At 59.3% G+C, this 15,140-nt stretch carries 17 protein-coding genes; 5 read left to right on the top strand and 12 right to left on the bottom strand.

All coding sequences use genetic code 11. The features are described from left to right. Window positions 1–84: 84 nt before the first annotated feature. Window positions 85–990, top strand: a complete 906-nt coding sequence (locus USH94_RS13330) for a DMT family transporter (protein ID WP_111964263.1) — start codon at window positions 85–87, stop codon at window positions 988–990. Between the two features lies 1 nt (window position 991). Here the strand turns inward: USH94_RS13330 and USH94_RS13325 are convergent, their stop codons facing one another. From USH94_RS13325 to ivbL, 11 genes are all read right to left on the bottom strand, one after another. After that, window positions 992–1,258, bottom strand: coding sequence for a Txe/YoeB family addiction module toxin (locus USH94_RS13325; RefSeq protein WP_111964262.1), 267 nt, complete (start codon window positions 1,256–1,258; stop codon window positions 992–994). Next, window positions 1,233–1,505, bottom strand: coding sequence for a type II toxin-antitoxin system Phd/YefM family antitoxin (locus USH94_RS13320; protein ID WP_041911702.1), 273 nt, complete (start codon window positions 1,503–1,505; stop codon window positions 1,233–1,235). The genes USH94_RS13325 and USH94_RS13320 overlap by 26 nt, the downstream gene beginning before the upstream one ends. A 56-nt stretch (window positions 1,506–1,561) precedes the next feature. After that, window positions 1,562–2,752 carry a purine ribonucleoside efflux pump NepI gene (gene nepI, locus USH94_RS13315; protein WP_111964261.1) on the bottom strand — a complete coding sequence of 397 codons (1,191 nt, stop codon included), beginning with the start codon at window positions 2,750–2,752 and terminating at the stop codon, window positions 1,562–1,564. A 102-nt stretch (window positions 2,753–2,854) separates the two neighbouring features. Beyond that, entirely contained in the window at window positions 2,855–3,307 is a 453-nt protein-coding gene (locus tag USH94_RS13310) for a DUF1198 domain-containing protein (protein WP_111964260.1), read from the bottom strand. Window positions 3,308–3,482: 175 nt separating this feature from the next. Further along, complete coding sequence (gene uhpT, locus USH94_RS13305) at window positions 3,483–4,874, bottom strand: hexose-6-phosphate:phosphate antiporter (protein ID WP_023309834.1); 1,392 nt, start codon at window positions 4,872–4,874, stop codon at window positions 3,483–3,485. Window positions 4,875–5,014: 140 nt separating this feature from the next. Further along, the gene (locus USH94_RS13300) at window positions 5,015–6,334 is read right to left on the bottom strand and encodes an MFS transporter (protein ID WP_111964259.1); all 1,320 of its coding nucleotides are present in this window, start codon (window positions 6,332–6,334) and stop codon (window positions 5,015–5,017) included. Continuing rightward, window positions 6,327–7,832, bottom strand: a complete 1,506-nt coding sequence (gene uhpB / locus USH94_RS13295) for a signal transduction histidine-protein kinase/phosphatase UhpB (RefSeq protein WP_111964258.1) — start codon at window positions 7,830–7,832, stop codon at window positions 6,327–6,329. The genes USH94_RS13300 and uhpB overlap by 8 nt, the downstream gene beginning before the upstream one ends. Next, window positions 7,829–8,422 carry a transcriptional regulator UhpA gene (gene uhpA / locus USH94_RS13290; protein WP_022646555.1) on the bottom strand — a complete coding sequence of 198 codons (594 nt, stop codon included), beginning with the start codon at window positions 8,420–8,422 and terminating at the stop codon, window positions 7,829–7,831. The genes uhpB and uhpA overlap by 4 nt, the downstream gene beginning before the upstream one ends. A gap of 77 nt (window positions 8,423–8,499) precedes the next feature. After that, window positions 8,500–8,787, bottom strand: coding sequence for an acetolactate synthase small subunit (gene ilvN, locus USH94_RS13285; protein ID WP_008500144.1), 288 nt, complete (start codon window positions 8,785–8,787; stop codon window positions 8,500–8,502). A gap of 3 nt (window positions 8,788–8,790) precedes the next feature. After that, window positions 8,791–10,479, bottom strand: coding sequence for an acetolactate synthase large subunit (gene ilvB / locus USH94_RS13280; protein ID WP_115876750.1), 1,689 nt, complete (start codon window positions 10,477–10,479; stop codon window positions 8,791–8,793). 106 nt (window positions 10,480–10,585) lie between these two features. After that, complete coding sequence (gene ivbL, locus USH94_RS13275) at window positions 10,586–10,687, bottom strand: ilvB operon leader peptide IvbL (protein ID WP_111964257.1); 102 nt, start codon at window positions 10,685–10,687, stop codon at window positions 10,586–10,588. Between the two features lie 523 nt (window positions 10,688–11,210). On the opposite strand from ivbL, the gene tisB reads away from it, so the two are divergent. From tisB to emrD, 4 genes are all read left to right on the top strand, one after another. Then, window positions 11,211–11,300, top strand: a complete 90-nt coding sequence (gene tisB, locus USH94_RS22540; protein WP_008500146.1) for a type I toxin-antitoxin system toxin TisB — start codon at window positions 11,211–11,213, stop codon at window positions 11,298–11,300. A 64-nt stretch (window positions 11,301–11,364) separates the two neighbouring features. Continuing rightward, a complete protein-coding gene (locus tag USH94_RS13270; RefSeq protein ID WP_021242692.1) occupies window positions 11,365–11,811 on the top strand; it encodes a GNAT family N-acetyltransferase in 447 nt (148 codons plus the stop codon). A 62-nt stretch (window positions 11,812–11,873) separates the two neighbouring features. After that, window positions 11,874–12,707, top strand: coding sequence for an EamA family transporter (locus USH94_RS13265; RefSeq protein WP_111964256.1), 834 nt, complete (start codon window positions 11,874–11,876; stop codon window positions 12,705–12,707). Window positions 12,708–12,882: 175 nt separating this feature from the next. Next, entirely contained in the window at window positions 12,883–14,067 is a 1,185-nt protein-coding gene (gene emrD / locus USH94_RS13260) for a multidrug efflux MFS transporter EmrD (RefSeq protein WP_111964360.1), read from the top strand. Here the strand turns inward: emrD and USH94_RS13255 are convergent. Next, the gene (locus tag USH94_RS13255; protein ID WP_111964255.1) at window positions 13,970–15,058 is read right to left on the bottom strand and encodes a cellulase family glycosylhydrolase; all 1,089 of its coding nucleotides are present in this window, start codon (window positions 15,056–15,058) and stop codon (window positions 13,970–13,972) included. The genes emrD and USH94_RS13255 overlap by 98 nt on opposite strands. Window positions 15,059–15,140 lie beyond the last annotated feature (82 nt).

The following is a 15,140-nucleotide window of genomic DNA, read 5'->3' as shown; positions in this document are numbered from 1 at the left end:
AGGTTTTGTAGGCCGGGTAAGCGTAGCGCCACCCGGAAAGATCCCATGTTATGCTAGAAAAAAACCAACATAACAGGGGAGAAAATGGGTTCTACACGTAAAGGGATGCTGAACGTCCTGATCGCCGCCGTTTTATGGGGCAGTTCCGGCGTTTGCGCGCAGTACATCATGGAGAAAAGCCACATTTCTTCGCCTTACCTGACCATGGTTCGCCTGCTGTTTACCGGCGTGATCCTGCTGACGCTCTCCTTCGTTCACGGCGACAAGATTTTCTCGGTCATCAAGCATCGCAAAGACGCCCTCAGCCTGCTGTTTTTCTCGCTGGTCGGCGCGCTCACCGTGCAGCTCACCTTCCTGCTGACGATTGAAAAATCCAACGCCGCGACCGCTACCGTTCTGCAGTTTCTGTCGCCAACGATTATCGTGGCCTGGTTCGCGCTGGCGCGGAAAAAGCGCCCCGGCGTGTTTGTTTTATCCGCGATTGTGACCTCGCTGGTCGGAACGTTCCTGCTGGTCACCCACGGCGACCCAACCTCGCTCTCCATCTCGCCTGCCGCACTGTTCTTCGGCATCGCCTCGGCGTTTGCCGCCGCATTTTACACCACCTATCCGTCATCGCTTATCGCCCGCTACGGCACATTGCCGATTGTCGGCTGGAGTATGTTGATTGCCGGGTTAATGCTGACGCCGTTCTACGCCGGGCGCGGGACGACCTTCGTCATTGACGGCAGCCTGCTGCTGGCGTTTTTCTATCTGGTGGTGATTGGCACCGCGCTGACGTTTAGCCTGTATCTGAAAGGCGCGCAGACGATAGGCGGGCCGAAGGCGAGCATTCTGAGCTGCGCCGAGCCGCTGAGCAGCGCGCTGCTGTCGGTGGTGTTGCTGGGCGTGGCGTTCACCCTGCCGGACTGGCTGGGGACGCTGCTGATCGTGTCGTCGGTTGTACTGATTTCGATGGATTCAAGAAGACGGGTGAGGACATCGGCGTGATCTACGAATAATAGTGATAGCGGCACATTAAAATAGTAAGAGCGCTATCTGACACCCCGTAAACCAGACGATCGGTATCATTGATTCGACGGGACCAGTATCCGGAAAGGTTACCTTTAAGGGGTTCCGGCTTACCCAGGCCATCGAAAGGTTGAAGCTTCGCATCTTCAATCAATTTATTGATTCTGCGAAGCGTTTTCTTGTCCTGCTCCTGCCACCACAGGTAATCATCCCAGCCGTTATCAGTCCAAATCAGTAGCCTGGTCATCTATCAGATCCCTCTGCGTGGTTTTTCCGGTATTTGCCTGTGCGATTGACTCCATCAGTCGGCTGGCGTTAGCAGGCGAACTCATCAGATGGATGGTTTCCATCATCGAGTTGTAGTGCTGCAGAGACATAACCACCGCGTCCCCCCCGTTTCGGCGGCTGATGATGGTTGTCTCCACGTTGTCATTCACGTCGTCCAACACATCTTTGAGTCGGCTTCGTGCTTCGGTAAACGTCACAACCTGCATATTCCCTCCTGTACAAGTTACGGTACAAGTATATCGATGAAGTGACTATTTATCAATCAACGTGCTTTAACCTTGCCCGCCACCAGCAGCGCGGTCAAAAGCATCAGCGTACCGGAAATCACCAGCGGTGACGTCAGCCCCAGGTGGTCGAGCGCCTCGCCGCCAATCGCCGCGCCGCAGGTGTTCGCCAGCTGGATCACCGCCACCTGAATCGACCCGGCTTTTTCAGCCTGATCGGCAAGCGAGCGGGTGATCCACGTCGACCAGCCCACCGGCACCAGCGCAAAGGCAAAGCCCCAGATAATCGCAATGGCAGACGCGACCCACTTATCGCTGCCCCACAGCACCAGCACCGCGGCGCTTGCAGCCAGCACCAGCGGCGCACCCGCCAGCGCCACTTTCAGGGAGCGCTTCAGGAACTGGGACGAAAGCGACGTACCGACAAAGCTGGCGATACCGAAGCTCAGCAGCACCAGCGTCAGGCCGTCTACGTCAAAGCCCGCCATGGTCATAAACACCGGGCGGATATAGGTAAAGAAAGCAAACTGCCCGGCAAAGGACATAAAGATCGCGGTCATCCCCGCCAGCACGCCGGGACGCTTCAGCAGGCTAAACATGTTCTGTTTGTGGTGCGCCGCTTCGCCAGGCAGGGACGGCAGCGCCTTCCACACCCAGATAACGCAAAGCACGCCCATAACCGCCGCCGCATTAAAGACGTTACGCCAGCCGATAATCCCGCCCAGGAAGCTGCCCAGCGGCGCGGCAATCACCAGCGCGATGGAGACCGCGCCAAATATGACGGACAGCGCTTTCGGCACGGTGCGCGCTGGCACCAGGCGCATGGTCAGCGAGGCGGACATCGCCCAGAAGCCGCCGAGCCCCAGTCCCAGACAGGCGCGGCCCAGCAGCAGCAGGGTGAAGCTTTCTGCGAAGGAGACCAGCAGGCAGGAGAGCGTCAGCAGCACGCTGAACAGAATGACCACTTTGCGACGGTCGATGGTGCCAATCACCTGGGTGATAAACAGGCTGGCAAACATCGCCACAAACGCGGTGACGGTAACGGACTGCCCCGCCACGCCTTCGGAAATGCCCAGGTCCTGCGCCATCGGCGTCAGCAGGCTCACCGGCAGAAACTCAACGGTAATCAGGCAGGCGACGCAGAACGCCACGGAGAAAACCGCCGACCAGTTGGGGCGTGAAACCTCTTTGGTCTGCGGTCTGGTCGTGGGCTGGATATGTTCTGTCATGGCGTCACCTGAAGATAAAAACGTGCGGAAAAGTCGCGCAGTTTATCATCAAAAGTGTGACGGATTTAACGTTTAGACAACTTTTGTGGTTTTTAGAGGGGATCAGTGCAGATAAAACACACCCTCTTCCGGCAGAAAGAGCTGGTTGTAGCGTAGCTGGAAGGCGTTCAGCTCCTGCGGATCGGGCTCCATCTCCCGCATGAAGCCAAGCGCCAGACGAATTTGCGCATCGGTAATGGGTGCGGCAAGGCGGGCTTTACGCAGCATGCGGTGCCAGGCGTGCAGGTTCTCCTCGCTGCCGTCGACAATGCAGACCTGCCAGATCAGGAGCACCTGCGCGGCGTTTTGCAGATGCGCTTCGTCCGGGCGCTCAAGGTAGCGGATAAACTCATTGCCCGGCATTTTACCGAACTGATCGATCATCGACTCAACCGGCATCGGGGTGATGCCCAGACGCTCGCTTAAACGTTTGATGGCGCGGCGGGAGTCTGAGGTCAGGACGCGAAATCCCGCCACAAACACCACGGCAAGCGTTGCCAGCATTATCCAGACCATGCGTTCTCCTTTGACTAGCCGCTCATCATAGCGGGAAACGCACGGCGTCAACAGCGGGCAGAACCAGAATAGTGCACTGAAAAGACGTCGCGGGACGGGGGATAAGGTATTAATGCCGTCGGCGGAAATAAAAAAGCCCGGCATCACACACCGGGCAAAGACGTTACCTGCACACTCAGGCTGTTTTTAATTTCTGCGCACGATTCTCACGGCGAATTTTACGTTCCTCCAGTACCGCGACCATCGCCATCAGGACGATACAGCCGATCGCTGCCGCATCCAGCGCCGCGAAGGTTCCCGCCCAGCCGGTGAGGCCGAAAATTGGCGTACCGTCAGCGATCATCCCCAGACCCAGCTTGGCGAAGCTGTCGCCAATCAGATAGGCGAAGGTGCCTTTAATCCCATCGGCAGCGCCGATCGCTTTTTTCGGTACGAAGCCCACTGCCGCCACGCCGATCAGCAGCTGCGGACCAAACACCAGGAAGCCGAGCGCGAACAGGGATGCGAGGTAAACGTACTGGTTGCTGGCATGCTGGTAGACGCCTAGGGTAGCGATAATCAGCGCCAGCGCGACGCAGGCCACCAGCGCGCGACGGCCGTTGGCGAGGTCAGAGAGCCAGCCCCACAGCAGGGTGCCGACAAGCGCGCCCACTTCGAACAGGGTGAAGCCCTGAATCGCCACCTCTTTAGAGAGCTTAAGCTCCTGGAAGGCGTACACGGTGGACCACTGGTCGATGCCGATGCGCACCACGTAGAGGAATATGTTTGAGAAGCACAGCAGCCAGATCACTTTGTTTTTCAGCACGTACTCAACAAAGATCTGCCATTTGGACATCTCGTTCTCTTCGGTCTCTTTGTCCTCTTCGCTGATCTCTTCCCCGAACAGCTCTTCGGCTTTGCCGAGGCCGTACGATTCCGGGGAGTCGCTGCCGTAGCGCAGGCCAATAAAGCCAACAATCAGGGCAATAATCGACGGGAAGATAAACATGCCGATCACGTGGCCGTCGAACAGGTAGTTTGCGCCAAACAGCGCCACGCCTGCCGCACCCGCTCCGCCGAGGTTGTGGGAGATGTTCCACATGCCGAGGTACGAACCACGCTTGCGGCGCGGGGTCCACTTGGTGATGGTGGAGTAGCTGCACGACCCGCCGGTACTCTGGAAGAAGCCGCTCAGGGCGTAGAAGGCGATCATCAGGAACAGGCTGACAGACCCTGCGCCCATGCTGGCGCTGAAGCCGAGCATACAGATGGCGGAGAGGATCAGCATAAACGGCAGGAACTGCTTGGTGTTTTTGCCGTCCGCGTAGTAGGACACAACCGTTTTTCCCACGCCGTAGGTGATGGAGAAGCCCAGGCCAATCATCCCCAGCTGCGTCATGCTCAGCCCGTAGGTGGAGATCATGTCGTTCTGCGCGATGTTAAAGTTTTTGCGGATCAGGTACATGGTCAGGTAGCCGATAAAGACCACCAGATAGGACTGCATGAACGGTTTGAACCACATTTTGCGCCGCACGTCGAGCGGCAGATCCAGGGTCGGCTTGCGCACCTGGTTGAGGAAGGCCAGCATGGTTTGCTCCTGAGCTGATTTTTACCTGCGAATGGCAGGCATTGTAAAAATCAGCCAGGAGAGATGCCTGAGACAGTGTCCAGGTAAAACCGGGAAAATTTCTTAGTTTTACGCCACTCGGGCCAGAAAGGTGAGGCGCATCACGCTTCACCCATCTCGCGCGGGGCCTGCGCGTGCAGGAAAGGCAGCAGCAGCAGGGCGGAAATTCCCGCCGCGATGGCGATCACCGCGAAGAAACCGCTCCAGTGCCAGATATCGATCACCCGCGCCAGCGGCCAGCCGGAGAGCGATGCGCCAAGGTAGGCAAACAGCCCGACAAAGCCCGTCGCCGCGCCTGCCGCCTCTTTGTGGGAACACTCCGCCGCTGCCATGCCGATGAGCATCTGCGGGCCAAAGACGAAGAAGCCGGTAGTAAAGAAGCACGCCGCCTGCATCACGTAGCTGGCGAACGGCATCAGCCACAGCGAGCCGACGGAGAGCAAAATCCCGGCGGCAAAAATCAGGTTCATCGGGCCGCGGTTGCCGTTGAACAGCTTATCCGAACCCCAGCCCGCTACCAGCGCGCCGATAAACCCGCCCAGTTCGAACATCGTCACCGCCGAGTTAGCGGTGACCAGGTCCACGCCGAGCGTCTCGGACATGTACAGATTGCCCCAGTCGTTAATGGCCGCGCGCACCACGTAGACCAGCACGTAGCAGAGCGACAGCAGCCAGATGTACGGGTTTTTCAGCACGTATTTGGTGAGGATCTCCTTACGGGTCAGCCCCGCCCCCTCCTGCTGCTGGGCAATCTCCATTTCGTCGTGCCGCCAGTCGCCCACCGCAGGCAGGCCAACGGTTTGCGGCCTGTCGCGGAGGCGCCAGCAGAGGAACAGCCCGGCGAGAATGGCGAGGCCACCGGCAATCATCATCCCCGCGCGCCAGCCGTAGTGCAGCGCCGCGGCGCCGACCACCATCGGGATCAGCGCCCCGCCGACGTTATGCGCGGTGTTCCAGACGGCCCACCAGCCGCCGCGCTCGTTGCGCGAGTACCACGCCGTGAGCAGGCGGGCGCAGACCGGCGCGCCCCAGCCCTGGAAAAAGGCGTTCAGCGCCCACAGCAGGGCGAAGGCCCAAAGCGAGGTGGAGAAACCAAACAGGATGTTCACCACCCCGGTCGCGATCAGCCCAACGCCCATGAAATAGCGGGCGTTAGAGCGGTCGCTAACAATACCGGAGAAGAACTTCGACAGGCCGTAGGTGATGTAAAACAGCGTTGCCAGCAGGCCGATATCGGTGCGCGTCATCACGCCGCTGGCGAGGATCTCCGGCGCGGCGGCGTTGAAGCTTTTGCGGGTGAAGTAGAACAGCGCGTAGCCGAGCCAGATGGTAATCAGAATATGACGTCGCCAGTAGCGGTAGCGGGCGTCAATTTCCGCTTTGTTGCTTAATGGGGCTGCGCTGGCTGGGGTTTTAAACATGATGCGTCCTTAACGGCAAACTGACGCTGACGCGCGTCCCGTGGGTACAGGAAAGGTTCAGCGTGCCGCCCAGCGCCTTGACGCGCTCGCGCATACCCGCCAGGCCAAAGCCCTGCTGGCCGGAGCCCGGCGGCAGGCCGCAGCCGTCGTCTTCAATCACCAGCATCAGGCGCTCGTCCTGCTGCCAGCCCTGTATCGTGACCGCGCTGGCACTGGCGTGCTTGACGATATTGTTCAGCCCCTCCTGACAGACGCGGAACAGGGTTACGCGCTGGCCTTCGCTCAGCGCAGGTTCGCTAATGCGCCAGTCGAGATGGCTGACAATGCCGCGGCTTTCCAGCTCCATCTCGCGCATCAGGGAGCGTACCGCCTGCTCCAGCGACAGGTCGTCAAGCTGGCGCGGCCGCAGCCTGCCGAGCAGGCGTCGCACCGAGTCATACACACCCAGCGAAAGCTGTTCAATATGCGCCCCGCCCTGCTTCACGCCCGCATTTTCCGCCGCAAGACGCTGGACAATGCCCGCCTGGGTGCGGATGGCGGTGATCGTCTGGCCGATATCATCGTGCAGCTCGCGGGCCACCTCCTGCCGCACGCTCTCTTCCGTCTCCAGCAGGCGTTCAGCCAGACGGCGATTGCGCGCCAGCTCGGTCTGCAGGGACTGGTTCAGCTCGCGCAGGCGCTGAATGCCCGCGCCGAGCAGCAGCCCGGTCAGGCTCTGGGCCAGCAGCGAGAGCAGCAAATCCACCGGATGGTCGTGCCAGGTCTGGCTGGCGATCAGCGCGATGGCGTTCATCAGGGTGGCGATCAGCGCCCCCTGCCAGCCATAGTGCCAGGCCAGAGCAATAATCGGCAACGCAAGGCAAAACGGCGTGAAGCGTGAAAGCTCGGCGGGCAAACCCAGCTGAAGCCAGAGGCTTACCACGAACAGCAGCAGATACCAGATGAGATGCCGGGCGCGCCAGTTCACCGGTTGGGAAACCAGCCCCGGGCCGAGCGGCTGCCAGACGGTGCTGGTGAGGTAGTGCCAAATCACGAGGCAGGTGGGTGCCAGCGTCAGGCCACCGGTGAGGGTCAGCAGCAGGGCGTTGAGCATCTCTTTCTCGCCAATCCACGGCAGGGATTGTAACAACGCGGCGGCAATCAGCGCCGCCCCCTGCCGCAGCAGGGTGCGCCAGTCGCGCTGGTGACGATAGCGGGAAATGAGGGCAACAGGGAGAAGCGTGAGCAGGCTTCCGGTCATCAATAAGGGAAGATGCGCGAGGGCAACCTCCTGAGCCAGCCAGACCAGCATCAGCCACTCTGCCCCGAGCAAAACGGGCCAGTAGCCGCGCGGGCATTGCAGCATCAGCCCCAGACGCAGGCCGAATGGAAACAGCAGCACCGCCAGCTCCGGGCGCTCCACCAGATGCAGACTAATGCTCCACAGGCAGAACCACGCGGCGGAGAAGATAAAAAAGCTGGCGACGACGGCGATCAGCCGTGAAAAAGCGGAACTCATTGCCAGCTGTCGAACATGCGGCGCGCCAGCTCGACGTCGTTGCTGACGTTGAGTTTTTCCATCAGGTTGGCGCGATGGACATGCACGGTTTTTGGCGACAAATCCAGCTCAGCCGCAATCTCTTTCACCGACATCCCTTGCGCGAGCTTCTCAGCCACCTGACGCTCGCGTCTGGTGAGCGGATCCTGCCTGCCGGCCGCCAGCTTGATGGCGATATCCGGCGTCAGGTAGCAGCCGCCGGTGGAGACTGTGCGCACGGCGGCAATCAGCTCGTCCGGGCTACAGCGTTTGGAAAGGAAGCCGCGCGCGCCCGCGTTAAGCGCCTGCTCGACCAGCGCCGGGCTGTCGTGAACAGACAGCATGATCGTCGCCATCCCTTTCGGCAGTTGGCTTAACAGCTCCAGCCCGGAGAGATCCGGCATCGAGATATCGCAGATACAGACCTGCACCCCTCGTCCCGGCAGGCCCGCCAGCGCCTCGCGACCGGAGCCAAACTCGGCCACCACCTGAAAATCCGGTTCGAGGTTCAGAAGCTGGGCAAATCCGGAGCGGACAATAAGGTGGTCGTCGATAAGGGCGATGGTGGTCATGGCGCGTTCCTGGCGGGCGGATAAAAAAACGCGCCTACCTTAACGATAAGCGCGCGGGTGTTCAAGCAATGAGCGATCTATTCGAAAAACACCGCAATTTTGTTAAACATGGTGGGATCGGACTGGTTGCGCGCCACGTTGGTGACGTCCTCCAGCTTGTCGATCTGCGCCATCATCTGCTCCAGACGCTGGTCATCGTTCACCAGGAGCCAGATGCGGCTGTGCTCGCTGCCCTGAATCGGCAGACAGAGAATGCCTTCCACGTTAAACGCGCGGCGGGCAAACAGCCCGCAGACGTGAGTCATGACGCCGGGATGGTTGCGGACGGTGAGTTCCAGAATGACGTTATCGTGTTGTTTCTGCATGGCTTATTCTCCCACCATCTCAGTATTTGCCGCACCCGGCGGCACCATCGGATACACTTTTTGTTCAGGGTCGATACGGACGTGGATCAGCGCCGGGCCCGGACGAGAAATCGCCGCCTGCAGCGCCGCGTGGGCATCCTCTTCCGCGTTCAGATCGCAGGTGTGCAGGCCAAAGCCGGCAGCAATCTGCATAAAGTTAATCATCCCCGGATAGGTCGCCGCAAACACACCCTGCTTGTAGAACAGGCTCTGCTGCTGGTGGACCAGGCCAAGCGCCTCGTTGTTCATCAGGATGATTTTCACGTCTAACTGGTTTTCGGCCGCGGTCGCCATTTCCTGAATGTTCATCATCAGGCTGCCGTCACCGGAGAAGCAGATGACCTTGCGGTCCGGGTTGGCGAGTGCTGCACCGACCGCCGCAGGCAGGCCGAAGCCCATGGTTCCCAGACCGCCGGAGGTCAGCCACTGGCGCGGACGGTTCAGCGGATAGGCCTGGGCGGTCCACATCTGATGCTGGCCGACGTCGGTGGTGATAATCGCGCTGTCGTCGACGCAGGCGGCCACGGCGTTGATCAGCCCGTAGTGGCTCAGCGGGTCGCCTTCGGTTGGGATGGCACCCGGGAACTCGCGCTGCAGATCGGCCACCAGCTGACGCCAGTCGGCGCGGTCGGTTGCGTCGGTTTGCGGGATCAGCTGCGTCAGTACTTCCGCCACATCTCCCTGAATCGCCACGTGCGGCTGCTTGATTTTGCCGAGCTCGGCGCGATCGATATCCACGTGAATGATTTTCGCATTCGGGCAGAACTGCTCGGTTTTGCCAATCGCCCGGTCATCAAAACGCGCCCCCATAACAATCAATAAATCCGCCTCCTGCAGGATGTAGTTGGTGCTGCGTGCGCCGTGCATCCCCAGCATGCCCAGGGACAGCGGGTGCGCTTTTGGCAGCATGCCCAGCGCCATCAGCGTCATGGTAGTCGGCAGATTGGCTTTTTCTGCAAACTCGCGGATTTCATCTGCGGCGTTAATCGCCCCGCCGCCCAGATAGAGCACCGGGCGTTTGGCGGCGTTAATCATGGCGGCAGCGTCGCGCACGCTCTCAGCGCTGAATTCCGGCGCGGGGGCTCGCTCGCCCGGCTCCGGCAGAACGTCGATCTCGATCTCTGCGGTCTGGACATCCTTAGGAATGTCTATCCACACTGGGCCCGGGCGGCCGGACTGCGCAATGCGGAACGCATCGCTGATAACCTGAGGAAGCTCGCTGATATCGCGAACTAAATAGTTATGTTTGGTGATGGGGATAGAGATGCCGTAGGTATCCACTTCCTGGAACGCATCGGTGCCGATCATCGAGGACGGCACCTGGCCGGTGATGCAGATCAGCGGAATGGAGTCGAGGCGCGCGTCGGCGATGGCGGTCACCAGGTTGGTTGCGCCCGGCCCGCTGCAGGCCATACAGACCGCCGGTTTACCCTGGGTACGCGCCATGCCCTGAGCGATAAAGCCTGCCCCCTGCTCGTGGCGCGCCAGCACGTGGCGGATCTGCGTGCTTTGGCTTAACGCATCGTACAGCGGCAGCACCGTGCCGCCAGGGATGCCCGCAACCGTGGTGATGCCCTGCCGCTCCAGCAGATGAACGATCAGCTGCGCGCCGGTAAAACGCGTCTTGGTAGATGTTGTGCCCGAACTTGCCATGCTCCAGTCCTTTTCTTCTGGGCCGACTTTCCGGGGAGGGTCCTAAACGAAAAACCCCGCCCGGTTTGCGCCGGCGGGGTTTTGGATTCGTGTGTTGATCCAGTCCCTACGGCGCATTGCCGACGACCACCACCACCACACGCACGACGACCACTGCGGCTGGTTGCGCAGTTTTTAGTAGGGTCGAAGTGAAGATGGATGAAGTCATTGGGGACCTGTGTTTGGATTCATTGATTGAATTTATACAAACACAGGTTTTCGGGCGTGACAATGGAAAAATTTTCATCTGCGCAAAAATGCGTCAGGGATCACGTTTCGTTTGTTGGGTGATGAAAACAAAAAACCCCGCCTAAGCGAGGTTTTTATCAGGGTTTTGCGGTTGGTCGCCGCAGAACACACTGTGTTACGTCAACGCAAAAAAGTATACGCGATCGAAGACGAACGCGCAATTCCGGCACGGATTTTGACGTTTTTGAGTATGGATCGCCATCCAGATTTTGTCCACAAAATACTGTTCATACGTACAGTATTTATCTATACTGAGGGTGTTCGCAGTGAGCGAGGGGGCCGCAGTTCTACCGGCGCAACGAAGTCCTGGCTGAAACGGGTGGTGCCGTCAGTGCCTTAACCCTCTGAAGTGAGCACACTGTGTTACGTCAATCCAGGTGCTGGCAACAGGCGGCGGAAAGGTACGCCAGCATCGTGCTCCTTTTAACCAAAAGGAGACGCGTATGAGCGTAGTGGATATGGTGATACTTATCCTCAAACTCATTGTTGCTGTACTGCAACTGCTTGATGCTGTCCTGAAATTCGTTCGGTAATTCAGGTTCAAGTCGCACCTGAGAGGGGCGGGCAACCGCCCCTCTTTAATAACGAGGGAATGCTATGTCGCGTCTGTTAATTGAGCCTGTCACGCCAGACGAGCCGGGTTATATCGCCCTGAAGGCGGAAAGTATTGCACTGAATTTCAATATGCTGCGCAGGCTCGAAGAGAGCTGGCAGCGGGGTGAGAACCGCTTTAACGCGCCGGGCGAAAAGCTGTTAGGCGCGTTTCTCAACGGCAAGCTGGTCGGCGTGTGCGGTCTGAATCGCGATCCGTTCAGCCAGCAGCCGCGCGCCGGACGTATTCGCCATCTCTACGTCAGCGAAAAGTGCCGCGGGCTGGGAATTGGCAAGCAGCTTTTGACCGTGGTGATGGCCGATGCCAGCATCTGGTTTGATTTCCTCAATACCCATGCGCCGGACGCTGCCTACGGGTTTTATCGCCAGGCAGGATTTACGCTGGTCTCGGACGAACCGCGGGTGACGCACCGCCTTTTTTGTGCGGTGTAAGCGGCTGGCAGCTTCAGGGCGTGAATGTTACAGTTGAGTGACAATTCACCACCCGATACGCCATGACCATCACCGTATTCTGCATTTTGCTCTTCGCCGCGCTGCTGCATGCCAGCTGGAACGCCATCGTTAAGGCCGGAACGGACAAGCTCTATTCCGCAATAAGCGTCAGCGGATCCGCCACGGTTATCGCTCTGGTCTTACTGCCGTTTTCCCCACAGCCTTCTGCTGCAAGCTGGCCATTTTTGTTAGTCTCCTGCGCCTTACAGGTGGTGTACACCGTGCTGGTCGCGAAGACCTATCAGGTTTCCGATATGAGCCAGACCTATCCGCTGATGCGCGGCACCGCCCCGCTGCTGGTGGCGCTGATCAGCGTGCTGGCGCTCGGCGATCGTCTCTCCTGGCTCGCCTGGTCCGGCATCGGGGTAATTTGCCTGTCGATTCTGGCGATGGCGATGAACGGGCGCATGCAGCCACGCAAAGGGATCTGGTTGGCGCTGCTAAATGCCTGCTTTATTGCCGGGTATACGCTGGTGGACGGCACCGGCGTGCGGCTGTCGGACACCGCGCTGGGCTATACGCTATGGACCTTCTTTATGAACGGCTTCTGCCTGCTCGGCTGGGCGATGGTCGCGCGTCGGCGCGAGGCGTCCGGCTACCTGCGCCTGCACTGGAAAAAGGGGCTGCTCGGCGGGGTTGGCACCATGGGCTCTTACGGTCTGGCGCTGTGGGCGATGACGCAGGCGCCGCTGGCGGTAGTCGCGGCGCTGCGTGAAACTTCCATACTCTTCGGCGCGCTAATCGCGTTTGTCCATTTAAAAGAGAAGGTTGCGGGCCTGCGCATCGCGGCGGCGCTGGGTATCGCCGGCGGCGCCATTTTGCTACGTCTGGCGTAAATCACTGGCAACATTAGTTGCCGTTCTTGTTTACAAATCCTGCCTTTCACGTTTTTTTCATTCACCACGACAATGCTTAATTTGTCATCTCTCTGTGGTAGATTCCTCGCGCATTTATGGGAATGCGCAGTCACTTATTCTTCATTTCTCTCTTTTGGCAAAAGTATTCAGCGACATGAAAAAGCAACGGAACGTTAACTTATTGTTGATGCTGGTGTTACTGGTGGCCGTCGGTCAGATGGCGCAAACCATCTACATTCCGGCGATTGCCGACATGGCAAAGGAATTAAACGTCCGCGAGGGCTCGGTACAAAGCGTGATGGCAGCCTACCTGCTGACCTATGGCGTTTCGCAGCTGTTCTATGGACCGCTCTCCGACCGTATCGGACGCCGTCCGGTGATTTTAGTCGGTATGTGCATTTTCATGGTGGCGACCGTGATTGCGATGACCACCCACAGCCTGACCGTACTGATTGCCGCCAGCGCTCTGCAGGGCGTCGGAACCGGCGTTGGCGGGGTGATGGCGCGAACCTTACCGCGCGATATGTATCAGGGTACCCAGCTCCGTCATGCTAACAGTCTGTTGAATATGGGGATTCTGGTCAGCCCGCTGCTGGCCCCGCTGATCGGCGGCCTGCTGGACACGATGTGGTCCTGGCGCGCCTGCTACGCCTTCCTGCTGGTGCTGTGCATCATTGTCACCTTCAGCATGGCGCGCTGGATGCCGGAAACGCGTCCGCAGGACGCGCCGCGCACGAAGCTGATCGCCAGCTATAAAACGCTGTTCGGCAACGGCGCGTTCACCTGCTACCTGCTGATGCTGATTGGCGGCCTGGCGGGTATCGCAGTCTTTGAAGCCTGCTCCGGCGTGCTGCTGGGCGCGGGGCTGGGCCTGAGCAGCATGGTGGTGAGCATTCTGTTTATTCTGCCAATCCCGGCGGCGTTCTTCGGCGCGTGGTTTGCCGGGCGTCAGAACAAGCGCTTCTCCACCCTGATGTGGCAGTCGGTGATCAGCTGCCTGCTGGCGGGTCTGATGATGTGGATCCCAGGGCTGTTTGGCGTGATGACCGTCTGGACGCTGCTCATCCCTGCAGCGCTGTTCTTCTTCGGCGCGGGGATGCTGTTCCCGCTCGCCACCAGCGGTGCGATGGAGCCGTTCCCGTTCCTCGCAGGCACGGCGGGCGCGCTGGTGGGCGGTTTGCAGAACATTGGTTCCGGCGCGCTGGCCTGGCTGTCGGCGATGATGCCGCAGACCGGGCAGTCTAGTTTGGGGTTGCTGATGACGCTGATGGGGCTGCTGATTTTACTGTGCTGGCTGCCGCTGGCGTCGCGCGTTCCGCATCACGAGCAGCCGGTTTAAGCGCATGATGGCCCGGCTTCTCGCCGGGCTTTTCACAGGCAGGCGTTATCATCGCCTGCAGTAAGGGCTCTGGCGCAGGCCGCCAGGCCCCCTCTTCCCCGTCGTAAAACTGGAAATCCGCGTTAAGCGCATACGGGATTTTCGCTTTTTGCAGTTCGCAGGCCATAAAGGTGGCGAAGGCCATTTGCGAAGCGGTTGGCGTAAGGTGGTTTGACTCCCCCACGCCCCAGCCCCCGACCCAGCTAACGTGACCGGTTTTTTGCTGCCAGTGCAGGGCGGTATTGATGCGATTATGGATAGCCGCTTTCTCCGCCGCCGTGCCGGACGTCCACGGGTATTTACCACCATTTTTCAGCGGCCCCCACGGGAAAATATGCCACTCCGCCAGCAGGTAGTTTTGGCTGTGCGCAGGCAGCTTCAGGCTGGATAAATCCTCCGGTGCGGCACGCAGGCGCGGCGCAATAAAGATCATGCGCTGGGGGTCGATGTCGTGGATCGCTTTAATAGATTTTTCATACACGCGGTTTAGCGACGCCAGGCTGTGGTTAAGCTTGTCGGCCGGCTCATAGATGAGATCAAAACCCAGCTGCGGATAGCTTTGGCCGAAATAGTGTGCCACGGCAATCCACCAGTTGACCGTCTCTTTCTCGTTATCGGCTTTCGGGTCGTTTTTATATTCATCAGCCTGATAAGCAATTATCGGGATCACGCCATACTGCTCGCAGGCTTCTACCAGCTTGCGAAGGTGAATTAACCGCGCTTCCGTCGGCTCATCGGCCACGCGGATGCGCACGTGGGTAATGCCTTTTGCACGAAAATCGCGGACCACCAGCGGGTCGAATTCACGTATGCCGCGTTCGGTGCGCGCCCAGTCCACATCCATCCCGACGCCCAGCTGCTGCGCATAACGGGCAGCCGTCAGCGGCGGCTCAGCGGCCATCGCCCAGCCGGAAGAGATCAGTAATGCAAAGGCAATAAAAGGCTTTAACACGGTTTACCCTGGATAAATCGAAAGCATTACCTGTATTTAGCACGCTTTTTCACATTTGGTGTAGAGCGAAAGCGTAATAATT

Source organism: Enterobacter sp. 148H3, from assembly GCF_034107425.1.
Lineage (GTDB): Bacteria > Pseudomonadota > Gammaproteobacteria > Enterobacterales > Enterobacteriaceae > Enterobacter > Enterobacter vonholyi.
The sequence above is the reverse complement of the archived record's forward strand: the minus strand, read 5'-3'. Positions and strand labels throughout refer to the sequence as shown.

Bases quoted from the DNA above. Each gene is read 5' to 3' on its own strand.
- ivbL (WP_111964257.1), bottom strand. From the start codon at position 10,687: ATGACTTCATCCATCTTCACTTCGACCCTACTAAAAACTGCGCAACCA.
- uhpB (WP_111964258.1), bottom strand. From the start codon at position 7,832: ATGAGTTCCGCTTTTTCACGGCTGATCGCCGTCGTCGCCAGCTTTTTT.
- USH94_RS13300 (WP_111964259.1), bottom strand. From the start codon at position 6,334: ATGTTTAAAACCCCAGCCAGCGCAGCCCCATTAAGCAACAAAGCGGAA.
- ilvB (WP_115876750.1), bottom strand. From the start codon at position 10,479: ATGGCAAGTTCGGGCACAACATCTACCAAGACGCGTTTTACCGGCGCG.
- uhpT (WP_023309834.1), bottom strand. From the start codon at position 4,874: ATGCTGGCCTTCCTCAACCAGGTGCGCAAGCCGACCCTGGATCTGCCG.
- emrD (WP_111964360.1), top strand. From the start codon at position 12,883: ATGAAAAAGCAACGGAACGTTAACTTATTGTTGATGCTGGTGTTACTG.
- nepI (WP_111964261.1), bottom strand. From the start codon at position 2,752: ATGACAGAACATATCCAGCCCACGACCAGACCGCAGACCAAAGAGGTT.
- tisB (WP_008500146.1), top strand. From the start codon at position 11,211: ATGAGCGTAGTGGATATGGTGATACTTATCCTCAAACTCATTGTTGCT.
- USH94_RS13310 (WP_111964260.1), bottom strand. From the start codon at position 3,307: ATGGTCTGGATAATGCTGGCAACGCTTGCCGTGGTGTTTGTGGCGGGA.
- USH94_RS13330 (WP_111964263.1), top strand. From the start codon at position 85: ATGGGTTCTACACGTAAAGGGATGCTGAACGTCCTGATCGCCGCCGTT.
- uhpA (WP_022646555.1), bottom strand. From the start codon at position 8,422: ATGACCACCATCGCCCTTATCGACGACCACCTTATTGTCCGCTCCGGA.
- USH94_RS13265 (WP_111964256.1), top strand. From the start codon at position 11,874: ATGACCATCACCGTATTCTGCATTTTGCTCTTCGCCGCGCTGCTGCAT.
- USH94_RS13325 (WP_111964262.1), bottom strand. From the start codon at position 1,258: ATGACCAGGCTACTGATTTGGACTGATAACGGCTGGGATGATTACCTG.
- USH94_RS13270 (WP_021242692.1), top strand. From the start codon at position 11,365: ATGTCGCGTCTGTTAATTGAGCCTGTCACGCCAGACGAGCCGGGTTAT.
- ilvN (WP_008500144.1), bottom strand. From the start codon at position 8,787: ATGCAGAAACAACACGATAACGTCATTCTGGAACTCACCGTCCGCAAC.
- USH94_RS13320 (WP_041911702.1), bottom strand. From the start codon at position 1,505: ATGCAGGTTGTGACGTTTACCGAAGCACGAAGCCGACTCAAAGATGTG.